The sequence below is a fragment of the Mesorhizobium sp. WSM4310 genome, from assembly GCF_007003935.1.
Taxonomy (GTDB): Bacteria; Pseudomonadota; Alphaproteobacteria; order Rhizobiales; family Rhizobiaceae; genus Mesorhizobium.
Genome location: NZ_VFTA01000016.1, coordinates 72,514 through 94,375 on the forward strand (window position 1 = coordinate 72,514; position 21,862 = coordinate 94,375).

Here is a 21,862-nt window from a genome sequence, read left to right on the forward strand (position 1 = left end):
CCTTTCTGAACATCAAGGAGTGAATCTCATGGCGAGAACGCGAATGGGCGTAGCGCGGGCAACAGCAGCGGCGGTGGCCCTGATCATGGTGGGACAGCAGGCCGTCGCCGCGGAGCCTGCGCAAGCAGAGACCGTCCTGGCGGAGACGGGAGCCTCGGTCACCGAAGCGCCAATCCCTTGGCAGGTCCGCCTGCGGGCGTTGGGCGTCGTTACGAAAGATCTGGGCTACGTTGATACGCTTCCCGGCTCCGGTCTTTCGTATTCGGACACGGTGACGCCGGAACTCGATATCTCGTATTTCTTCACCGACAACATCGCCGCCGAACTCATACTCGGTACCACTTATGCCAACATCGCGGGCCAAGGGACGATCGGAGGGTTGGGCAACATCGGCAAAGTTTGGCTGCTGCCGCCGACACTCACGTTGCAGTACCATTTTACCGATCTCGGCGCGTTCAAGCCTTATGTCGGCGCCGGCGTGAACTACACGATCTTCTACAACCAGGACACTGGCAGCGCTGATGCTCTCAAGGTGAAGAACACGTTCGGCACGGCGCTGCAGGTCGGATTCGACTACATGGTGGACCAGCACTGGGGCCTCAACTTCGACGTGAAGAAGCTTTTCCTGAAGCCGGACTTCGACGTCACGGTGACCGGCGCGAAGCTGACGGGGAAGGCGGAGCTCGATCCCTGGCTGATAGGCGCAGGTGTCACCTACCGCTTTTGAATATCAGAGTGAAGTCTGCTTCCCGACTGCCGGTTTAAATGAAGGGCGCCTCGCGCGCCCTTTTTTACGGTCGACACTGCAGCGCAAGACCTCATGAAGCTATTGTCGGGCGGGGTTCTCTTCCGGCGGACCAAGAAGATGCACTGGCCAACCGGCCTTGCGCCTGAGGTGGAGTGCTTAGAAGCGCTTTGGATCGGGACGGGCTTTGGTATTGTGGGTGGAATGCTTCAGCCAGACCATTTGCCAGCATCGTCTCCCGGACGTCATGTGTGAGCTTCTTTGTCAGCGCAAGGCGAACACGGATCTCCTAGCAGGCCGTTGAAGAAGTGTCCCGTTTGGCCTTGAGGATTGCCTCGTCGCCGTTGTGATAGAAGGTGATGTCGATGGAGCCGTCGTCGAGCAGTTCAGCATGGCCGTCGCCTGTGACCTCGTCCATTTCGTCGAATCCGACCCATGTGAAGAAGACCGTCGACGGGCCGTAGCCGAGTTCGAGGGTTAGATGAGCCAAACGCCAGTGGGGCGTCCTGGGGACGACGCGCGCGAGATTCTGGTCGTGGTGGCCAGCCCAATACGATGTGAGAAGTTGCTGCCGGTGCGGGTACCGGAGGTCGCCGATAGTGACAGCCGATGTTCGACAGCGGCAAGGACATGCTCAGCCGTCAACGCGCCGAGGGCTTGGCCGGGAATGGTGGTGATGGAACCAATCCAGAAAGCGGCGGCTGCCCAGGAGAACGCCTTCGCGGGACTTTGACTCCAGTCCGCACACCCTGCTCAGATAGTCCGAAAAAGAGGTCAGAAGCGGAGCATCCGGATTATTATCTACACTGGGAACAGAAGCATGGAAGCGTTCTGGAGCCACTCGCCGCGCGTTTACCAGTGCCGACACTGCTCCAAGCTGACTATCTGCCATGACCACCTGCCGAACGTAGTCCGTTGATGCCACCGGTACCCTTCGCGGTCTGCTCCAGCGGGAAGATCGGGTCTGATCGACCCTGCTGACCTGTGCGGCGGCCTCTCTCGCTAGGGCGTCCCCCTTCCTGTCGTCCTCCTCCGCCGCTTTCGGCTGCTTTCGGCCCGCCGCCCTCGCCAAGGCGTCGTAGTCGGTAAGCGCGTCCTCCGTCTCCTTTAGGGGCTTCATCGCGTGACTAGAGTTTAGCGCGTGTTTGTAGGCGGCGGACCGAATGGTCGTCGAAATGCCACTCAGCGCCACCGCAAGATGCCCTAGGGCTTCCGCCTCATGATCTGACAGCGGCACGTCACGATTAGAGCCGATTGCCCTGCCTTCTTCCAGTTTCACAATGTTTGTAGTCATTTCCTGCTCCATCGCGTTGACTGAGATACGATGGAGACGGAAGTGGAGAACAAATTTTTACAAGCAACTAAGATGATATTCTCGTCAACGGGACAATAGTGGACGTTGAGGGCGGCGAACAGGGTGGTGGTGCCGTTGCGCTTGTAGTCGTGCCTCATCGTACCGAGCCGCCCCTTCTTCATCGGCAGGCCGGGTGGGTGCGGTCGAGCGCCGGATCTGGCTCTTTTCATCGACCGACAGAACGATGGCATGGGCCGGCGCATCGAGATAGAGGCCGACGACGGCGCGCAACTTGTCGACGAACTTCGGATCATTGGAGAGCTTGAACCTGGCGCCAGCGGTGGGGTGCGAGACCATGCGCCTTCCAGATGCGCCTGACGGCGCTGGCGCTGATTGCGGCGGCTTGCGCCATCATGTCGGCGGTCCAGTGGGTCCTCTCGCCCGGCGGATCGGCAAGCGTCAGTGCCACGACGCGCTCGCCGACATCGGGACCGAGCGGCGGAATGCGCCACTGTCGCGTCTTGTCGCGCAGCAGCCCGTCACAGCCTTCCGCGGCAAAGCGCTCCTGCCAGCGCCAGACGTCGGTCTTCGACTTGCCGATGCGGCGCATGACCTCGCCGGTGCCGACGCCGTCGGCGGGCAAAAGCACTATCTCGGCGCGCCAGACATGCTTTTGCGGGGCGTTGCGATCCCTGATCAGCGCCGTCAGACGGACGCGATCGGCCGACGAAACGGTGAACGATCTTCCTGTGCGCATGCGCCAGACTCGCACGCGCAGGCCAGAAAGGGAATCTCTGATTGGACTCCTATGTCAGGCGGGAACCACTAGACGCCGAGACCGCCGATGCAGACATGTTTGGTGTCGAGATAATCCACGATGCCCTGGAGGCCGCCTTCCTTGCCGAGGCCCGATTCCTTGACGCCGCGGAACGGCACCTCCGGCGTGGTGATCAGGCCTTCATTGACGCCGGTACTTCAGTCCTTCCATCACGCGGAAGGCGCGACCGAGATCGCCGGTGTAGAAGTAGGCCGCGAGGCCGAACTCGGTGTCGTTGGCGAGCGGCGTGCCCGACCTGAGACATGGGTGACGTTTTGTACCGGACACGGATGAAGTGCACCCCTCGGGTGAGCGTTTGCTCGATAATATCCACTGAAGTGAAGCAGTCGGTCTTAATGCTGGAACTCATGCCACCCGACCGACCCGGGAATTCGCAGCAGCGGCGCCGTCGAGTGCAGAACGAATGCCGTCAACCAAGGGGTCGATCTCGCTTTCGGTGATTATATAGGGCGGACAGATTCCAAGCACTTCTCCCATATTGCGGATCATGACGCCGTGCTCGCGGCACCGCCGCTCGACATCGCCGATCCTCAGCTCGGGCGCGAAGACGCGACGGGCGCACGATCCTCGACGATCTGAACCCCCGCGATGAAGCCGCGGCCGCGGGCTTCACCGACAAGCGGATGGTCGCCGAGCGCGTCCGCGAGGGCTCCATGCAAGTGATCGCCGAGACGACGCGCCTGGGTCACGAAATCGATCTCGCTGTAGATCCTGATCGCCTCGGCGGCGACGGCCGCTATCACCGGATGACCGGAGTAGGTGAAACCGTGACCGAACACGCCGACCTTGTGGGCCTCGTCAGCGGCGCATTGATAAATCTTGTCGAGATAATGACGCCGCCAATGGGCAGGTGACCGGATGAAAGCCCCCCGGCGATCGAGAGCATGTCCGGTTCCATCCCAAATGTCTGGCTACCAAACCAGTTCCCGGTGCCTCCGAAGCCGCAGACCACCTCGTCGGACAGCATGAGGATAATTTCTCACTTTCTTGCGAAGATCGGGGGTGTCCACGGTCATTCGTATTACGCGAGATCCGCGAGGCCAAAAACCATCATACCAGAGAGGCGAAACTGCTATCTAGGTGTTTAGATGCAAGAAATTAATCCTGCATTGTTCCCGCACCAGGAACACCCGAGAGGATACCAAGCAGTATTGAACCTTGTTGAAAATGCTCTCGGCGCGCTGGGCGTTATAATTTCTCGAAGGCGATCACAAGGACGTCGCGATAAGCGTACGGCATTTTCAGGTTTTCGGCCACAATCGACGATACATCGTGAAAGGTTTCGCGGTCGTTGCAGATCACAAAATCATTCGGGGAGTTCATTTCGACCTCGCCGAGGAACTCCTTTGAGGCGTCGGTGATCATGCTCATGCCGCCGGTGACGTTGACCCGCCCAATCATATAGCAAGCAATGAAGTCCACCCCGTCCTGGTGAAGGCCCTCGGGTGCCGGTTTGCCATTTACACCATCGCGCGCGACAATCCGGTAGGGATGGATCTTGATATTCCAACGATCATGTCGGGCGGCTTCACATAGAATTCTGCAGAAACCTGTCAGAATCTTTTCTAAGACGGGATGGTCTATAAAGGAGTTTTCAAGGGGCTCGAAGTGGCGCTTGAAGCCGCCATTCAGATGATTGACACTTTTTGATTGTTCGTAGGGGGCGTGGGGTAGGAGCCTAAAGATTCCGTCAGTCGCGTCATATTCAAAAGCGCTATAGCGCCGGTAACGATATGTTCCGCCGTCACGCATGTATTCATCGAGAAGAAGTCGATTCCAATGGTCAGCAAAGTTCTTCCAGGCTGCATCAATTTCGATGCCAAAGCAGGCTTCGGCGCGCTCGCCTTTTGAAAACCACCATCCATTTGTCACCAGACCGTCAGTGCATTGTTGACTGAGGTTGGCCGGCGCCTGGGGTGCGTTGTTTTCCACGGGTGTCTCCCTTTTGGTGACTTGGCGAGGACGGAACGCTTTGGACAACGCTATGTGGGTTGCGGCTTGGTATTCCCAAAGGTCGCGGTCCCTAATGTATCTCGGCGTCCTGGCTCGGATCGACCGAGGTAAAAAGCGTGTGTGATCGACTATGTAGCTGACGCTCCCGCTAACGCCCTCGAGGGCGGATGCAATGGCCCGTTCGCACATCTGGTGAATAGTACTGCCCCATGCACCTGAAACCGCCTCTTGGGACCAGGCTTGCTCAAGCCCTTGCTTCAAAACGATTGATGCCACGTCAAGAGAAGCGGTTTCGAGGTGACGCAGCGCGTCGAAGATAATGGCCGCGGCAGGGGCCTCGCGGACTTCGAGAACCTTTTGGCCGGTTGTGATGTGTTCAAGCCCGACAAAGCGGCCGTGCCCGAATTTGCCGACCGTGTTATTCAGGAACGGGATTGCGTCGACCAATGCAACATCACGGTCATCAATTGACACGAGACTTCCGTCTGCAAACCCGAGTTTGATCTCTACCGGCTGCTCTGCGGGAATGTGGCGCGTCCAAGCAAATGCCTCCTCGGGGATGGAAAAGTTCTCGGGATCTTCCAAAGGCCCCGACTCGAATTCCCGACACCAGAGGTTTTCGTCCGCGCTCCACGTGCGGTCCGCCACAAAAGTCGCTCCACACTTGGACAGGTCGGAGGTCTTCTGTTGTCGGGATATCACAGAGCATTCATACGGACTGCCGAAGTTGCCGGAAAATCCTGAGCGCTTAATGCTATTGTTAAGGCGCGGAAGACTGTTTTGAGAAAGGTTTGCTGTATGAAGAACCAGCCGTGAGTTGATTGACCTAGCATGATTAACAACCAAAGATGCGATTATGGGACGGCTCAACGAACTGCTCAACGGATAGATGCCAAGGTACTTGGCGTGGGCTCGAATGGCTGATTTCACGCCTTGTTCGACAAAGGCATCCCGCCCTTCGAGGCAGACAAAGCGCGCGCCGAACATGGCTGCCGTCCGTTCCAACAAAGGCTGATCGATGCGCGTTCCGACATCCGCTGCGACAGCTTCAATGTTCGCAAAGCCAAGGCTTTGCAGCTTGTAGAGAAGATAGGTGCTGTCGAGACCGCCGCTGAACATGGTTGCAACTGGTGCGGTTCGGTCCGGAAAAGCCTCCAGATCTTCAAAACTCGAAATGCCGCCGATGGCGGGTTTGGTGGAAGCCAAGATGGGGTTCATTTGGATGTCCTGCTCTCAAACCAGATGCCAGCAAACGTCGCAGCGAGGACGAGGCCTGCGCCTATCAAGCTCGGTACTGTCAAAGGCTCATTCAGAAGAAGGTGCGCTAGAACGAAACCAAAAAAAGGTTCTGTTCCCATCAAGAAGCCAACCCGTGTCGGTGTGGATTTTCTCACTGCGGCATTTTGAATGTAGAATGCAGCGAGGGTGCAGAAGAGTGCAAGGAAGGCAACAGCGCCCCAAAACTGAAGGGTGGCCCTCACAACAAGGCCTGAAATTCCGAACTGAGCGACGGCCAAAACGAAAGTAAGTGTTGCCACCGTCGATCCTTGGATGGCCGTCAGGGCTGCAGATGAAATCTGCCGGCCGGCCAGAAGGCGTTTGGTGGAAACGACCATAACCGCTCGCAGAATCGCGGCCCCCAAGACAAGCGCGTCACCCGGGCTGAACCTGCTGATCCCGCCAGTGAGAATGCCGACACCGATGCACGCTATGGCAGCACTTGCCAAAATGCCCGTAGGTGGAAGTCGCCGTGATAGCCCATAGTCGATGCTCGGCGTGAAAATCACACAAAGCGATATGATCAAGGCCGTGTTCATTGCGCTTGTCGATGCAACGCCGTAAGTTTCAGCAATAAAGATGCAAAAAAGTATTGTTCCCAATGCGAAGCCGCGGATGAAATCGCCCCAGGAGACCAATGCGATCTCATGTCTTGCAGCCACTGCCGTAATGATCGTAGTAATCAGGAAGCGATAAAGAACAAGTATCGAAACCGGCGCGTAGAACAGTGCGCCTTTCCCGACCGGATAGCTCGCCCCCCAAACGAATGCGACTCCCAGCAAGGCTAGATCCACCGAGAAAGATGGCGTCCGTGTTTTCCTGACAGGTATTGGAGAACTTTCGAAAACGTCCACCTTCAAAGTTTCCTTTGTGTTAGCCATCCACCCCTGCTGCGAGGGTCAAACAGATCAGGTCGTTCAGCCTCTTGGGCGATCCGTGCCGCGGCGTACTTGTTTTTGGTAACGCAAGTGCCGTGCCGATTCGGAAAACCATTGCTAGACAACAACCTGGTCGCCTTGATAGTTCGGCGGTTCATGTCCATTGTTGTCAGAATGCCGACAATGACTTCAACTGCAGGGATCCTACCGGCAGGGCCTCAAGGCGAACACGCGGCTCCAAGATGCCGACACGATGGCTGGTTCAGCCATGCTTCGACAGTTGCCTGTTTTTTCAGTTCCTTTGCTGTTCGTGCGCTAACCGCAACGCTCCATACTAGTCTCGCGTGGCTGTCCCCGTGGGGTGGGCGGCAGAAAGCGATTAGGCCCGCTGAAAGAGGCGAACCGCATCCGAAGGATCGTAACCAAGAGAAGGACCTGAAGCGAGAGCGAAGGTTGCGGGAGGCCGCGGCGGGCCTAAAAGGCAATGCCGACCGCCCCAGGAAAGGCTGACAAAAACCGCAGCGGCCGACTGTCCAATAGGGTGCGCCGGGCCAGGGCGAGCCAAATGGCAGGGGCTGCCGGGGGACCCTAAGAAAAGCCTGGGTTCACGAGCACCCGGCGCGCGCCATCAGGCGGCCAGCTACTTGGAGGGCGGGTGTATCATGCCTGTTTGTCGGGCCGAACCAGATCCATGTGGCTGACGCCGAGGGCCAATGCCAGTTCATAGATCGTGATAATTGTCGGATTTCTTCGGCCTTTCTCCAAGCCGCTGATGTACTGCTGACTGAACCCGGAAATCTCCGCAAGCTGCTCCTGCGTCAGGCGCTTCCTTTGCCTGATCCTCTGCACATTCCGTCCGACCAACTTGCGCATATCCATGCACGCAAGCCAGCGGATCAGGCGGCTTGAGTTTATCAACTATAATATGTAATCCACATTTAGCAGGCACAGGGCTTCGCGGGTCCATTGGCCGGAGATAGAATTAGCGATGTTGCAGCCCAGATCGAACACGCCGTTCGCCGACGAGGTCCCCTGGTCGGACCGCATTACAGCCTACGACAAGGACCACTTTACAACCTATATGAGGCTCCTGGACGCCTCGGCCGACAACGCCACTGAAGAGGAAATGGCCAAAGTGATCCTCGGCATTGATCCGGCACGCGAACCTGAGCGCGCACGCAACGTTCTTCGCAGTCATCTCGACCGTGCAAACTGGGTGGTGACGAGCGGCTACAAGGATTTGTTCGCCAGTTGACGAAATGGGCGGTGCGGTCGCTTCGCTTCAAGCAACGAAGTCGCGCAACCGCCATGCATCGACGTATCACCACAGCGCGGATGGCCCAGCGCTTCGCTGTCTCATCATTTTGTCCTCCGCTCGCCAATGGCTGCTTCCCAGGAATGGGTGCGGCGGCGAATCATGACAGGAACGGGTCCGCCGTCTGAGCCGCACCGCATCCGAAGGGCCGGATGGACAACCTACTGAAAGCTCACAGCTGGCTAAGGGTTGCGGGACGCCGCGGCGGGCCTAGAAGGATGCGGCGCCACCTGCTGAGAAAGGCACAAAACAGAGCGAATTGCGAGAGTCTAACGACGCGCTAGGAGGCGCAGCGGAATGGTCGAGACGCCAGAGCCAAGAAAATCGGGGCTCGACCCACCGGCACACGGCACGCGCGGTGATGGGCGCGGGCGCCCACTACGTGCGCAGGCTCAACAGAATCTCACACGGATCAGCATCGAGGGCCGCAGTTACGTCGAGAAACTCAATGACATCGAGACGCCGTTCGCCACCCTCATATTTCGCCACGAAAGATTGCGGACGACCAAGCTTCTCAGCCACCTGCGCCTGCGTCAGCCCTTTGACATTGCGCAGTGAGATCAACTGGGCCAGAAACCGCTGGTGGCGGGGAGATCGAAGAGATTTGGGCATTTAGGTGAACCGGCAGGTAGAGACCGGCTCAGCGACTAATCCCCGTTTCGGATTATCCCATTTTGGGATATTCTGCCTTGGATCCAGCGATCAACATGCGAGGTTCGCGGCAGACATGAATCAATCAACGGGAACAGATAGGACTCAAAGCTCAACACTGCTCGACGAAGTCCCTTGGTCTGACCGTCTTACCGCCTACGACAGGGCGCACTTTACCATCTATATGAGGCTCCTGGACGCCTCAGCCGATGAGGCGCCCGAAGAGGAAATGGCCCAACTGATCCTCGGCATTGATCCGGCACTTGAACCGGAGCGCGCCAGGAAGGCGCTTCGTAGTCATCTCGACCGTGCGAACTGGATGGTGACGAGCGGCTACAAGGAATTGTTCGCCAGCTGACAAATTCGCAGTGCTCGGTCATAGAAGCGTTCCTGTGCCATTGGTCAGGCTGATCGGGGCCTGCACCACAGACGCGCCGGCAAAATGGACCCGGTGGCGAGCACAATTCAGTTCCCAGGAAATCGGGGTTTGGCAACTGTCCGAGCGTCTGACGTGATAGAAGGTTCCGCTCTGTCTGGATGGGTATTAGCCCGGAGCAGCACTCCATATCGTACCGGCGCTCGACGAAGGGTCCACCTCTTCGCTTTCAAGCCGCATAACCGATAGCCATCGCCCTAAGTCAAGGGTTAGAGATTACCGGCAGGCAGGTATGCAAGCGGGCCATCCTCGGAAACTATATAACCGCACGACTAGCTGTGAGCTTTCGGGAGGTTGTCCATTCGGACCGGACCGGGGAGACTGGAGTTACCAAGCTTCAGCACTCACCGGAGGGTCCGAATGAACATCCATAAGAATGCCCGTCTCACACCGCTGCGTCGAGAGGAGATGGCGCTGTCGGTGATAGAAGGCGCTTTCTCCAAAGCCCATGCGGCGCGTGTCTACGGCGTGTCGGCCAAGATCGTGGCGCGCTGGGTCGAGCGCTACAAGTCCGAAGGGCGGGCCGGCATGATCGACCGTTCCTCGCGGCCCGCCAATATGCCGCAGGCCACCGCTGCGTTGATCGCCGAGCGCATCATGGCGCTGCGGCGGCAACGTTGGACCGGCAAGCACATCGCCCATGAGGTCGGCGTCTCGCCCGCCACCGTTAGCCGGGTTCTCAAGCGTGCCGGACTGTCGCGGTTGCGGGATATCGAACCGGCCGAGCCGATCCGACGCTACGAGCGCGAGCATCCTGGCGAGATGATCCATATCGATATCAAGAAGCTCGGTCGTTTCGAGCGCATCGGTCATCGCATTACCGGCAAGCGCACCGGCAATGCCAGCTCGCGCGGCAGCAGTTGGGAGTTCGTCCATGTCTGCATCGACGACGCCTCCCGCATCGCCTTCTCGCAGATCCTGCCCGACGAGAAAAAAGAAAGCGCCATCGCCTTCCTCAAGGCGGCGGTGGCCTACTACGCCAGCCTCGGCGTCACGATAGCCCGCGTCATGACCGACAACGGCTCCTGCTACAGATCAAAGGCCTTCGCCAAGGCCTGCCGCGATCTCGGCCTCAAGCACGTCACGACAAGACCCTATACACCCAAGACCAATGGCAAGGCCGAGCGCTTCATCCAGACAGCACTGCGCGAATGGGCTTATGCCATCGCTTATCCGACTTCAGATCACCGCGCCGCAGAGTTGCCGGTCTGGCTGCACAGATACAATTGGCACCGTCCCCACGGGAGCCTAAAGTCCAAAACACCTATCAGTCGCCTCGCTCTAACCGAGGACAACCTGTTGAGGCTCCACAACTAGCTCGTCAGCGACGACACACCCGCTCGAGCACCCATAGACTATGATCACCGGCGCGGACTGGAAGAATACGGCTGCATCGCCCGAGCCGGCGGAACAGAAGATCTCGGCATCCAGTCAACGCTCGATACAAAGCGCGCGATCGAATGGCCCGAGCACAAGGGGATCAAAAAGCTTCTCAGACAATTGAGGACCCTTCGGACCCCAAAAGGGCTATAGCCTGATTTTGGGTTCGCACGCCTAGCTTCTTCTTGGCATTGTCCAAATGAAAAGCGATCGTGCGTGGCTTGATACCCAAGATGCGGCCGGTCACCCAGGCTGAATTACCCCGCGCTGCCCACCTCAGGCACTCATATTCGCGGGATGTCAGCGAAACCCCATCCACTGTTCGATCGCTCGGCAATTTGCGGCGAACGCAACGATGAAAGCAGGCCGCCATCAGTTGAAGAGCTTGTTCGTACCGCTCAGCGACCCGAAGAAATACTGGACGAGGCTCATCGGCGGCAAAAGTAACCGCAGCGATGCGGCCGCGGAGATCGACAATTGGGATCGTCAAACCGCAGCAGATGCTGAATTGAGCCGCCTCATCGAATAGCTGCTGTTGAGCCGGCGACATTTTATCGCCTCCCAAATTCGATCCCCAGTGAAACGGGCAGCCGCCATTTCGAGCACGCAAGACCACAGGATCGAGTTTCTCATACTGATTTTCCAGATACTGTCTGGTCCAGCGGGGTGGATAGTTTGAAATTAACCTCGGTTTGCCGGAAGGCCGTGCTGGCAAGGAGAGGTAGGCAAAGAAGATTAGGTCAAGTCGTCCGGCCGCCTCAGCCATGGCATCCCGGAAATCTGCCTCATCGATACTCTGTGACAGTCTTTCAAGGAATGTCTCGAAAACAAGTGGCATGTGCCTCGTCATCGTCGCGCTCGATTCTTCCTCTTTCTGCACGCCTTCCGGCTGCGTCGTGTATGTCCCGACAAACGTGATTGAATTCGCGGGCGTCGCTGGGCTGACCGGGCTCCAGAATGCTGCCACACTTTCGATCTTCGTCGGTCATCCCAATCATGCTGGGCTCACCCGATGGGCGTCTGGCAGACGCCTCATGATCTCAACAGCTCAATCAGAGAATCTCCATGCATTAAATCATGACCGCCCCTGCACCGACCAAATCAGGAGAAATCATCCTGCGCTGACCAAAAGCCATCATTGACCCCAGCTTTTGCAGGAATTTGGGTCGGCATTAGCATAACAATTCGGATAGCCGCTCATCCCCCACCCGGGGCGCCGTGATCCGCAAAGAAGTGTTGCGATGCTTTCTTTTCTTTGATAGGCAAATCGTCTCAACAATATTAAAATGCCTTTCCTTGTGAACGGGGTGGCGTGTGAGTATCGTCCTTCTATATACCTGACGTGATAAAATTCACCGCAATGATTATGGCCCGCTGCAATGATGTAAAGGGCACGTCTAAGCTCAATCTGCATCGGAACGTGCAGATGACCTTTACCAGACCCTCGATCCCGCACGGGCCATAATGATACTGATTACGTGGGTCAAAAAGGGCGCCCTGCCGGCGGGGAGGTACACCCGCAGGGCGCGCCGCACAGAGGTCCTGGTCGTTGGGCAACAGGACAGCGGCGGCAGAACTGATTCGGTTACAAATCGTGACTGAAATAGCCCGGAGCATGCTCAAGATCAGATATCTGGAATTCAACAGTTTTGGGTCTGCTCGGCGCAGTAGCGCGCAGGGACATGCCTGCCTCCGGACTCGCTCCTTCGCGATCGCAAAATCATACGGCACCCTCGGCCTTCAGCGCGCGATAGGTGGTATCGACCGACTTTACCGTCGCGTCGACAATGATGTCGATCTCTTTTCGGGTAATGATCAGGGGGGGGGCATAACCGAGGATGTCGCCATGCGGCATGGCCCGTCCGATGACACCATTCTCAAACAGAGCAGCTGCAGTGCGCACCCCGACCTGAAGGTCGGGTTCGAATGGTATCCTTTGTTTTGGGTCCCGCATCATCTCTACGGCCGACAGGATACCCACTCCGCGAACTTCACCAACGATGGGATGTCCCGCCAGCTCGGCCTTCATCCGGTCTTGCCAATACGGTCCAACATCGCGGACATGCTCCAGAATATTTTTTTCTTTAAGCAGTCGAATATTGGCGAGCGCGGCTGCGGCACAAAGCGTGTGCCCCGAATATGTCCAGCCGTGGCCGAGTGCGCCGTGCTTCTCAGTTCCTTGTTCCAAAACCGACCAGACACGGTCGCCAATGATTGACCCGGAGATGGGGAGGTAGGCGGAACTCAAACCCTTTGCGATGGTCACGAAATCCGGACGCATGTTATACAGGTGGGAACCGAACTTCTCGCCGGTTCGCGCGAAGCCACAGACCACTTCATCCGCGATTAGAAGGATATCGTATTTGTCGAGCACCGCTTGAATGGACGTCCAGTACCCTTTGGGGGGCGGCACAATACCTCCTGTCCCAAGTACCGGCTCTCCGATAAAAGCTGCAACCGTTTCCGGTCCTTCGGCCAGGATCAAGGCTTCAAGCTCATCGGCACAGCGCCGGGAGAACGCTTCCTCGCTCTCCTCGACACGCGCCTGGCGGTAATAGTGCGGCGTGGTTGTATGGCGCACCAAATCCAGAGGCAGGTCGAAGAAATTGTGAAAGAAGGGAAGGCCAGTTAGGCTACCCGTGACCAATCCAGACCCGTGATAGCCGCGATTTCGCGAGATGATCTTTTTCTTTTCGGGCCGGCCAAGAATGTTATTATAGTACCAGACCAGCTTGATGTTGGTTTCGTTGGCATCGGAACCGGAGAGGCCGAAATAGACCCTTCGCATGTTCTGACCGAAATACTCGACCACGGCCTCTGCCAACAGGGCGACCGGCTCCGTACCTTGGCTGGCATAGACGTGCGCGAACGGCAATTCGTGTGCTTGCCTGGCAATGGCCTCGGCGATCTCCGTGCATCCATATCCCATGTTGACGCAGTAGAGTCCTCCGAAACCGTCGAGGCTCCTTCGGCCTTCGGTGTCCCAGATATAGACGCCTTCCGCACCGGCCATAATCCTATTTGGCGTTTCGCCTCGGCTGTGCTTGGCCAGATGCGTAGAAGGATGGAAGACGAAGCTTCTATCCTTCTCCCGGAGTTGCTCGGTTCCCAGATTGCTCAAGCGCATGTCCCTCTCCTCGCGATAAATTGGCGGAGGGCACTCGGCCAGCCACCTGTTTAGCAAATAGCATACCGGAAACGTCCCTTGAGTTTCTCGGGAATGCAGGTTATTCGCCGTGAAATTCGCGGGATCGGCCCGAATTGCCGTGAAAACTAAGGCGTCACCTTCGCCTTAGCCGAGGGTCGGGGGCGCGTCCTGCAAACACGAACAGCTTACGACGCGCATGCGCCCAGCATAGTGCCCGATTAGCGGGCGATATTGACGGATGAATAGCGCTCGGGACGCTGTTCCCGCCGGCCGCGCGAGGCACGATAGAGCGCCGGCGGCCATGTTCCGCCGAACTGCCGGTCATCCCTTACATTCTGACGGTCCGGATCGGTCTTGCCCTTCCCAAGGGTGGTAATGAGGTGATCAGGGGCAAAGCACATTCGCCTCGATCAGCAGGCAGCGGGTTCCGTGCCGCGGCACAGGCTCCAACCTGGTTGGCCAGCGCTGAGAGGCTGAGGTCGTGCCCTCGCGCATATTGATAGCTTTGGCGGTGCGGCGGCTGGTGCTCGGCAGACTTCTCGAAGGAGCATAGCCAGAAGGTTCGGCCCGGCAAAGACGCGCGGCGAGAGCTCCTTGCCATTGACATCTTGATTCGCAGCCGACCAGCGCCGCCAAGTTCTATCGTCAGCGTGTTGCCTTTCTTGCGATCGCAAATTCGTGGTTGCTGCGCAGGGCGAGCCGAGCTGCGGCTCGCAGGAGGGGGCGAGCCGACAGAATTGCGCGGCCTGAAAAGCTGCCTCCATCAATGCTGGCCGCTCGTGCAGTCTCGAAACGCTGGATCAAGCCTCAAACATCGAACAGCCGCTCCTTTTCCTCGCGAAACCAGCGCCCTCGCGCGACATGATCTTGTCTGACGATCCGACGCTTCGAGCGGGGCTCCTCTAATAGGTTGCACATGACCTGCAGCTTTCAGCCAAACTCAGCAAATCGGACGTCGTGCTCTTCTTATCATCGCTCGGCAAGCTCGGAACACGCTGGCGGACGTTGCTAAGGCTAGTCGCCGCCAGCGGATGGCGAGGATGTTTGGGCGGCTAAGTGCTTTTAGGTGGCGATTATAAGCCGAGATCGCGATAGGTGCTTTCGCCATAGCTCCTGGCGCCATCGCCACGCTGAGCGTTTGAAAGCCGATGAAATTCGCTCGGCCAATTGGCTAGCGCGTGCTTGATGGCCTTCATCTTGAACGGCACGTGCACAACACATTTGTCCCTGATGATAGGCGGACAGCTCACATCTTGTTGCCGCGAGCCGTTAAGGTTTGCTGCGATTATCGGCAGACCTAGATCAAGAGCCAATTCCATTTCCCAGCGCACGAAGCGAAAAAGGTTTTTCGTCTTCTCACCGATCAGGACAAGTACCTGGCTCGATCCATTCATTCTGTTGCGAAGATTGCGTTTAACATAATCTTCGTCCTGTGCTCGGCTCGTCATATTGTCCAGATCGTGAGCGTTCGCGAATTCAAAACTCACATTCTCGCTGGCGTTCCACCCTTTCATAAAGCGGTATGCCCAAGCGTCTTCATCGCCGTCAAATATTACATAGGTCGGATCGCTGTATGCCATTGTTGTCTCTTAGTTGTTTTGACGAGCAACCCACTGGGTGTGCTCCCGTGAGAAAGCCAGTTCGGCTTCGTTCACCGCGGCGGAGAATGCCTCATCCGAGTTGGCGTCCGTAATAAGGTCGGCAGTCAAGCCGATCTCGTGAGCTGTCAACGTGTAAGCCGATGCCAATTCGTTAAATTTCTTGATCTGGGTCCACCCAATAAGGGAGGCGGCGATGACAATTAGCGGCTCGGTCGGCCAGCCTGGCATCGCGGGGTCAGCGATGCGTACTACGATGAACGAGAATCCCAGAGCGTATGCAAAAATACCAAGGCCCATCCAGACTTTCGCGGACCTCTTGTTCGAGCGCGCCTTCTTCTCGTACCACTTCCGTTGGTCGCAGATTCGTCTCTGCAGATATAGGTCTTTTCTTTCTTTTAGCGGGGAGTCCCTTATCGACATCATCTGGTCGGTTGTTTGGGGGGATGCTGAATCGGTGCCGCTCAACGCGCTACCAAGGTGACGATTGCTATCAAGGATACCTTCCATGAGCTTTCGAAAATCAGCTCTGGCGTCAGCGGCGCGCGCGTCATCGAACGGCTGTGCTCGCATCGCGAAGCGCCAAGTCAATGTCTTCACCGACTCTGCCAGAGCTCGAGCCTGATACCAGACCTGCTCGGGCTTTGTGACCGACCGGAAAATGAGGACTCCCATTGAGCAAAGAAATACCGCAGCATAGACACCGAAATAGGCTTTTGATGGCGACAAGTCCAAAGAGAGCACCGACGCTAAAAAAAGAAGAACGTACTCTGCCCGGATCAGGCGCAGAAACGTCGCCTGCTGCTCGTTGGATGCCACGTCGGCGCTATTATAGAGTCCAGGATATTTCATTTTTGAAGCACACCAGTCTATTTTGTGGCGGTAAATTCTTTAAGCCAGGATTTGGCAAACGTGAGGTTAGCAGTCGAGCTTACAGAGCCTATTCTTGAGCGAGGCGCGGTCCCTCTGTTCATAAACAGGAATGCAGGTCCTGTCCCATCAATGTAAGGGTATAGGCCCAAAAATTCTTGCCCGGAGAATGTTTCCGAAGAATTTTTTGCCACGGGCAGAACCGCTACCGCGGTCCGAAACCCATCGAAAAAGCCAAGCTCCCAAGGCATCCATCTGGATCCTGGAGAATTGTTTGAATGCACATAGATTAGCGTCTTTGACTGCCTCATACGGGTCCGCAGCAACTCGGCGGTGGCCGAGGAGACTTTTGTGCGGTCCAGTTGTGAATCTTCGACCCAATCTACGTAAGCAGTGAACCCAAGCTCCTCGAAAATTCGCTTCACACCGAGAACGATCTCTGCGTCCTTGAAAGAATGTGACAGAAAAACGTCGAATGACGATCTGGCTGTAGCTGCGGCCGTCTCTTCCTTTAGAACGATCGATGCGGCTCTATGTCCTCGACTGGCATTCGCAACTCTTTTCAGCTCTGCCTCGGTCAGTAGCACTATTCAAATCCCCCCATGATCTGTTCGCAATCTATGAACTTGACGCCCATTCGATTAAGCGACCCTTGTCTTGTGAAAACTGGCACCATGCTCTCCAGCCGGTAGCGCAACCTCCACCTTCTCAAAGACCACGTCGGGTGGCAGGAGTGACCGGCCTTGTCACCCACCTACGCGATCCCGGCACAGCCATGCTCCTCGCTTAGAAGGCTGCGGAGACCAGCAATGTCAAACAGGACAGACGATCTCCTAATCTCGAACAGCAACGAACTTAGGACGTAAAAACGCGATCTCCGAATGTCCGCAGGCGTCGAGGGCCGGGTTGGTCGCCAAGGCCGAGCGGGCCAGCTTGCACTCCCGCTACCCGTCGGCTTGCCAAACCCTCGCTGTAGATTTCGCCCCCTACACGGATGCGCTGACCGCGACTAAGCTCAATCGCCACTGATCGCCAATCCAGGGCGAAAGTTCCCCCCTTGAAGTAGCGGTAGAGGCATTTTTCGGCACTTCGCATCTTAGATATGGACGCCTCCTCAACCAGGCACGATCCGGTTTGGCTTCTCGCCGTAACCGTGCTGGGCAAGTGCGTCCGATGGCTGCTTCGATCCTCTCCTGGAATAGATCGGTTCCAGATTGCTCAAGCGCATCGTCCTTGCTCGCGATCAACTGGCGGATAGCGCTCGGCCACCTTTTTCCAGCAATTAGTATACCGCAAATGTCCCTTGAGTTTCGTCGGAATGGGTGCCTTTTGCCGACGAATCTACGGGATCCGTGCCAAACGCCGTTGAAACTTAGCTTTTGGGTTACCGTTGCCTCAGGGCGGACAAAGGTATCGGTGAATTGGACTTCACTGGTTTCGTGACGACAAGGCTATAGTATTGATCAATCCCCAAGCCTGCCTGCAGCAGTCCCTCCATGAAATCCTGATAGGCGGCCATAGAACGAGATGCGACCCGCATCAGATAATCCACGCGCCCCCCAATTGCCCAGCAGTCCAGGATTTCCGGAATGTCTTGGATAGCAGTTTCGAAGTGTCGTTGGTCCTCAAGACGATGACGATCCAGCACGACCTCCACCATCACAAAGATCATGCCGCCGATGAGGGCAGGACTCAGCCGCGCATAAAATCCCTCAATAATCCCCGCGGCCTTGAGTGCTCGGAGCCGCTCCGAACAGGCGGACGCCGAAAGATGAACTCGTTTTGCAAGCTCACTTTTTGAAATCCGACCGTCTGCCTGAATTTCGGAGAGGATCCGCAGGTCCCAACTGTCGAGTTGCACGGGATCGGGTTTCGACTTCATAACCTATGCTCTCAGCGATGACATCGCGTTGTGTGCCGATCAATTCTATCATCAATTGAAACGAGCGAATGTAGCAGTGGAAGGCATCCGTTCCAGGCCCGAGATGTGCCAGAATGGGGTACGAAAATCAGCTGAGGGTGAGCGATCCGCTGAGAAAAGCTGCAGAAGTAATTTGGCTATCGCCCCAACGCCCAACGGGGCAATGGTGCAGCTGGAGAGAATAGTCGGCGGCGGCGGAGACCATGATAAATAGATAACCGATTTTCTTGAATCTCGCTGCCGTACTTGATAGACGCGCGACTGCATTCGACCCTCGATCGCATGGACGGCATACTCAATGCAGTATTCACTCGCACATTCAACTATTAGGGTGAATTGAAGGCCTTGCTTGGCCGGCTCGCCGAGGCGCAGGGCACCGCAAATGCCGCTCGTCTTATGGCTTGCCCGATAATTTGGCGCTCGGGTCTGGCCGAAATCGCCCAACCGGAAAGACTCAAACACCGATGTTGCGTGCGATGCTGTCGGCTGCCATACGCTTACGCCACTCAAGAGGCCCGGAATTGTGAATGGAGTTTCCCTCAACATCGACAGCCATGACGACGGGCATGTCCTGCACATCGAATTCATAGATGGCTTCCATGCCCAGGTCTTCAAAGGCGACAATCCGCGCCGCCTTAATCGACTTTGAAATCAGGTACGCAGCGCCACCCACTGCAGCAAGGTATGGCGTTCTGTGTCTTACAATCGACGCGATGGCCGCCGGTCCCCTCTCCGCTTTGCCCACCATCGCGAAAAGGCCGGTTTCGGCGAGCACCTTGTCCGTAAAATCGTCCAAGCGGCTGGAGGTTGTTGGACCGGCGGGTCCAACGACTTCATTCCTCACTGCCCGGACGGGACCGACGTAGTAGATCACGCGGCCCCTCAGATCGACTGGGAGCGGCTTGCCGGCATCAATCAGTTCGACCATTCGTTTGTGGGCAGCGTCACGGCCCGTCAGCATCTTTCCAGAAAGCAGGAGCGTTTCACCGCAGCGCCACGATGCCGTCTCTTCCTTCGTAAGCGTATCTAAATTGACCCGCCGGACGCCGGCTGGGTTCAATTCGTCGGCTCCGATGTCGGGCCATTCGCGCAAATCGGGCGGCTGGAGGCTGATGGGTCCAGAGCCGTCCAAAGTAAACTTCAGGTGCCGGTTGGCGGCGCATTGCGGGATGAGCGCCACAGGCTTGGACGCTGCATGAGTAGGATAGGTCGCAACCTTGACGTCAACGACTGTCGTCAGACCACCAAGGCCTTGGGCGCCGATACCAAGCGCGTTGATCCGCTCATAAAGCTCAATCCGCAGCCCCTCTTCTGCGCTTGACGCCCCCCTTGCGATCAGTTCCGCCATATCTATGGGCTCGTTCATGGCCTCCTTGGCCAGCAGCATCGCCTTTTCAGCGCTACCACCGATGCCGACAGAGATCAGTCCAGGTGGACACCACCCGCTGCCAAGGGTCGAAACGGTATTGACCACCCAGTCGGAAACGGAGGCGGTGGGATTGAGGGTGGTAAAACGTGCCTTGTTCTCCGACCCGCCGCCTTTCGCGGCGATGGTGATCTCAATCTGGTTACCTTGCACCAGGTCGACATGGACAACTGCCGGTGTGTTGTCGCGGGTGTTGACCCGTCTAGCGAGGGGATCCGCAACGATCGATGCCCGAAGGGGATTGTCCGGATCGAGATAGGCTTGACGTACGCCCTCATTCACAAGATCCGCGAAACTGGCTGTTGACTTAATGCGGGCATCCATGCCGACCTTTGCGAAGACAACCACAAGTCCGGTGTCCTGACAAATCGGGCGCCGCCCAAAGGCCGCCATGCGGGAGTTCAGCAGAATCTGACCTATGGCATTCTTCGCCGACGGGCTCTGTTCTCGCGTGTATGCGTGAGAAAGAGACCGGATATAATCTGGAGGATGATAGTACGAGATGTACTGAAGGGCGTCGGCGACGCTCCTTGTGATGTCGCTACCGGCCATGGTCCGTGTTCTGTTTCCCACCGGATTTTATCCAAATGAACCGAGGCCATTGACCATTTTCAGAATCTGGAAGCTTCGCACCCCCTGCTCGCCGCCTTCATATCCATAGCCGCTTTGTTTGACTCCTCCATAAGGGGCATCAGCGGAAACCCCTTTCAGGTAATTCACACTAACAGCGCCCGCAGAAAGACCGCCCACAAGCCTCTGTTGCGTATCGGCCGCGCCAGTAAACAAGTAGGCGGCCAGACCGTACTCCGTGGCGTTGGCTTCATCGATCGCCTCTTCGATCGTATCGAAAGGAGCCACGGTGAGAATTGGTCCGAACGGCTCTTCATGAAGCACTCTCGCTTCCTTCGGTACGCCAGTCAGGATGGTTGGCGGCCAGTAAAACCCCGGTCGGTCAAGGGGGATGCCACCGGTCTCGATTTGGGCGCCGCCCTCTACCGCATCTTTGGTCAGGCGTTGCATGGCCTCGATTCGCCGCGCGTTTGCCATGGGACCCATCTGCGTTGCAGGGTCATCCGGTGGACCGATCCTGATTTTTCGGACCGCCTCCGTCATCCGGAACAGGAATTCCTCATAGCGGGATCGGGCGACAAGAATCCTGCTGGGCGCATTACAACTCTGGCCCGCGCACTCGAATTTGTATTCCGAAATAGCCGGTATCGCCGTTGCCAGGTCGGCATCTTCGCACACAATAACCGGGGAATGTCCACCGAGCTCAAGGATGCAGCGCTGCAGATTATTCGCGGCCAGTGTGGCCAGCTGTTTCCCAACAGCGGTCGACCCCGTGAACGTCAAGACTTTGACAATTGGCGAACTGAGCAGATGCCGTGATATATGCACAGGAACACCGAACACCAGGTTGACCACGCCTTCCGGTATCCCTGCTTGACGCAAAGATTCCACGACATGGACAGCCACGCTTGGCGTCTCTTCGGCCCCTTTGAGGATCACCGGGCAGCCTGCCGCCAGCGCGGGGGCGAGCTTGCGGGCGATGAGAACGGCTGGATAGTTCCACGGCGTAAAGGCAGCGACGACACCGAGGGCCTCCGGGACGATCATCCTGTTCGGACCCAACGGAATCGGGGTCGACAACTCATCGGCATGCCGGCCATTCCATTCCAGCGTTTCGACTGCGCGCGCGTACTCTCCTGTTGCTTCGGCAATCGTCTTTCCCTGTTCGGACGACAGGTCCCTGGCTGCGGCGCCAGCTTTCTCAGCCAGATTGCTGGCGGCAGAGACGAGGATCTCGCCACGCTCTTTGGCGGGGCGTGAGGACCACGCCTTGCGGCTGCGTTCTGCCGAAGCAAGAGCTTCATCCAAGTCTGGAACCGTAGCCGAGGCCACTGAGGCAAATACCTTCTCCGTCGCCGGGTTGATCACCGGCAAAGTGGCTCGGCTACCACCGGCTCGCCATTTGCCATTAATGAAGAGCTCGTAGCTCCTGGCGTGGGACATCGCGGGCTCCACTTGTGATTCTGGCCATGCGAGCGCCGTTTCAATTTTCGAAGCCGCTGAGCTCGCTTGAGCCAGTTTCATCGCGATGGTCGCAGCGGGTCAAATATCGATTAGTGCC

General features: G+C 57.3%; 19 protein-coding genes and 3 pseudogenes. 4 read left to right on the forward strand and 18 right to left on the reverse strand.

Going from position 1 to position 21,862, the window contains the following annotated elements:
• Positions 1-28 precede the first annotated feature (28 nt).
• Positions 29-727, forward strand: a complete 699-nt coding sequence (locus tag FJV80_RS18410) for an OmpW family protein (RefSeq protein ID WP_063169295.1) — start codon at positions 29-31, stop codon at positions 725-727.
• Positions 728-1,034: 307 nt separating this feature from the next.
• Here FJV80_RS18410 and FJV80_RS18415 read toward each other — a convergent pair whose 3' ends face one another.
• The 9 genes and pseudogenes from FJV80_RS18415 to FJV80_RS18450 form a co-directional block, all read right to left on the reverse strand.
• On the reverse strand, positions 1,035-1,235 hold the full coding sequence (locus tag FJV80_RS18415; protein WP_244514237.1) for a hypothetical protein: 201 nt from the start codon (positions 1,233-1,235) through the stop codon (positions 1,035-1,037).
• Positions 1,236-1,379: 144 nt separating this feature from the next.
• A complete protein-coding gene (locus tag FJV80_RS35095) occupies positions 1,380-2,039 on the reverse strand; it encodes a hypothetical protein (RefSeq protein ID WP_063169296.1) in 660 nt (219 codons plus the stop codon).
• 101 nt (positions 2,040-2,140) lie between these two features.
• Positions 2,141-2,796, reverse strand: a pseudogene (locus FJV80_RS18425) (IS630 family transposase); the annotation flags it as partial.
• A gap of 68 nt (positions 2,797-2,864) precedes the next feature.
• Positions 2,865-3,099: pseudogene (locus FJV80_RS18430) on the reverse strand (aldehyde dehydrogenase family protein); the annotation flags it as partial.
• Positions 3,100-3,407: 308 nt separating this feature from the next.
• The gene (locus tag FJV80_RS35595) at positions 3,408-3,656 is read right to left on the reverse strand and encodes an aminotransferase class III-fold pyridoxal phosphate-dependent enzyme (protein ID WP_063169297.1); all 249 of its coding nucleotides are present in this window, start codon (positions 3,654-3,656) and stop codon (positions 3,408-3,410) included.
• Entirely contained in the window at positions 3,617-3,844 is a 228-nt protein-coding gene (locus FJV80_RS35600) for an aminotransferase class III-fold pyridoxal phosphate-dependent enzyme (RefSeq protein ID WP_263485461.1), read from the reverse strand. Before FJV80_RS35600 ends, FJV80_RS35595 begins: the two co-directional genes overlap by 40 nt.
• A gap of 221 nt (positions 3,845-4,065) precedes the next feature.
• A complete protein-coding gene (locus tag FJV80_RS18440; protein ID WP_063169298.1) occupies positions 4,066-6,048 on the reverse strand; it encodes an argininosuccinate synthase-related protein in 1,983 nt (660 codons plus the stop codon).
• Positions 6,045-6,989, reverse strand: a complete 945-nt coding sequence (locus tag FJV80_RS18445) for a DMT family transporter (RefSeq protein WP_082826572.1) — start codon at positions 6,987-6,989, stop codon at positions 6,045-6,047. The genes FJV80_RS18440 and FJV80_RS18445 overlap by 4 nt, the downstream gene beginning before the upstream one ends.
• Before the next feature lie 657 nt (positions 6,990-7,646).
• Positions 7,647-7,865 (reverse strand): helix-turn-helix transcriptional regulator, encoded by a 219-nt coding sequence (locus FJV80_RS18450; protein ID WP_029354714.1) that lies wholly within the window; start codon positions 7,863-7,865, stop codon positions 7,647-7,649.
• Positions 7,866-7,974: 109 nt separating this feature from the next.
• Here FJV80_RS18450 and FJV80_RS18455 point away from each other — a divergent pair, with 109 nt between their 5' ends.
• Positions 7,975-8,241 carry a DUF2285 domain-containing protein gene (locus FJV80_RS18455; protein WP_063169299.1) on the forward strand — a complete coding sequence of 89 codons (267 nt, stop codon included), beginning with the start codon at positions 7,975-7,977 and terminating at the stop codon, positions 8,239-8,241.
• Between the two features lie 438 nt (positions 8,242-8,679).
• Here FJV80_RS18455 and FJV80_RS18460 read toward each other — a convergent pair whose 3' ends face one another.
• Positions 8,680-8,913, reverse strand: a complete 234-nt coding sequence (locus FJV80_RS18460) for a helix-turn-helix transcriptional regulator (RefSeq protein WP_082826573.1) — start codon at positions 8,911-8,913, stop codon at positions 8,680-8,682.
• A gap of 115 nt (positions 8,914-9,028) precedes the next feature.
• Between FJV80_RS18460 and FJV80_RS18465 the strand changes: the two genes are divergently transcribed.
• Together FJV80_RS18465 and FJV80_RS18470 are read left to right on the forward strand one after the other, a co-directional pair.
• Positions 9,029-9,310 carry a DUF2285 domain-containing protein gene (locus tag FJV80_RS18465; RefSeq protein WP_063169301.1) on the forward strand — a complete coding sequence of 94 codons (282 nt, stop codon included), beginning with the start codon at positions 9,029-9,031 and terminating at the stop codon, positions 9,308-9,310.
• Between the two features lie 438 nt (positions 9,311-9,748).
• Positions 9,749-10,705 (forward strand): IS481 family transposase, encoded by a 957-nt coding sequence (locus FJV80_RS18470; RefSeq protein ID WP_140671221.1) that lies wholly within the window; start codon positions 9,749-9,751, stop codon positions 10,703-10,705.
• Positions 10,706-10,880: 175 nt separating this feature from the next.
• On the opposite strand, the gene FJV80_RS18475 is transcribed toward FJV80_RS18470, so the two are convergent.
• From FJV80_RS18475 to FJV80_RS18510, 8 genes and pseudogenes are all read right to left on the reverse strand, one after another.
• Positions 10,881-11,618, reverse strand: a complete 738-nt coding sequence (locus FJV80_RS18475; RefSeq protein ID WP_082826574.1) for a LuxR family transcriptional regulator — start codon at positions 11,616-11,618, stop codon at positions 10,881-10,883.
• Between the two features lie 870 nt (positions 11,619-12,488).
• Positions 12,489-13,895 (reverse strand): aminotransferase, encoded by a 1,407-nt coding sequence (locus tag FJV80_RS18480; protein WP_063169303.1) that lies wholly within the window; start codon positions 13,893-13,895, stop codon positions 12,489-12,491.
• Between the two features lie 190 nt (positions 13,896-14,085).
• A pseudogene (locus FJV80_RS35100) lies at positions 14,086-14,506 on the reverse strand (transposase); the annotation flags it as partial.
• 483 nt (positions 14,507-14,989) lie between these two features.
• Positions 14,990-15,496: a TIR domain-containing protein gene (locus tag FJV80_RS18485; protein ID WP_063169304.1), complete on the reverse strand. Its 507-nt coding sequence runs from the start codon at positions 15,494-15,496 to the stop codon at positions 14,990-14,992.
• Positions 15,497-15,505: 9 nt separating this feature from the next.
• The gene (locus FJV80_RS18490; protein WP_063169305.1) at positions 15,506-16,366 is read right to left on the reverse strand and encodes a DUF4231 domain-containing protein; all 861 of its coding nucleotides are present in this window, start codon (positions 16,364-16,366) and stop codon (positions 15,506-15,508) included.
• A 1,402-nt stretch (positions 16,367-17,768) separates the two neighbouring features.
• Positions 17,769-18,266: an Lrp/AsnC family transcriptional regulator gene (locus tag FJV80_RS18500; protein ID WP_063169306.1), complete on the reverse strand. Its 498-nt coding sequence runs from the start codon at positions 18,264-18,266 to the stop codon at positions 17,769-17,771.
• 493 nt (positions 18,267-18,759) lie between these two features.
• Positions 18,760-20,283: a fumarate hydratase gene (locus tag FJV80_RS18505; protein WP_063169307.1), complete on the reverse strand. Its 1,524-nt coding sequence runs from the start codon at positions 20,281-20,283 to the stop codon at positions 18,760-18,762.
• A gap of 27 nt (positions 20,284-20,310) precedes the next feature.
• The gene (locus tag FJV80_RS18510) at positions 20,311-21,744 is read right to left on the reverse strand and encodes an NAD-dependent succinate-semialdehyde dehydrogenase (RefSeq protein WP_063170369.1); all 1,434 of its coding nucleotides are present in this window, start codon (positions 21,742-21,744) and stop codon (positions 20,311-20,313) included.
• Positions 21,745-21,862 lie beyond the last annotated feature (118 nt).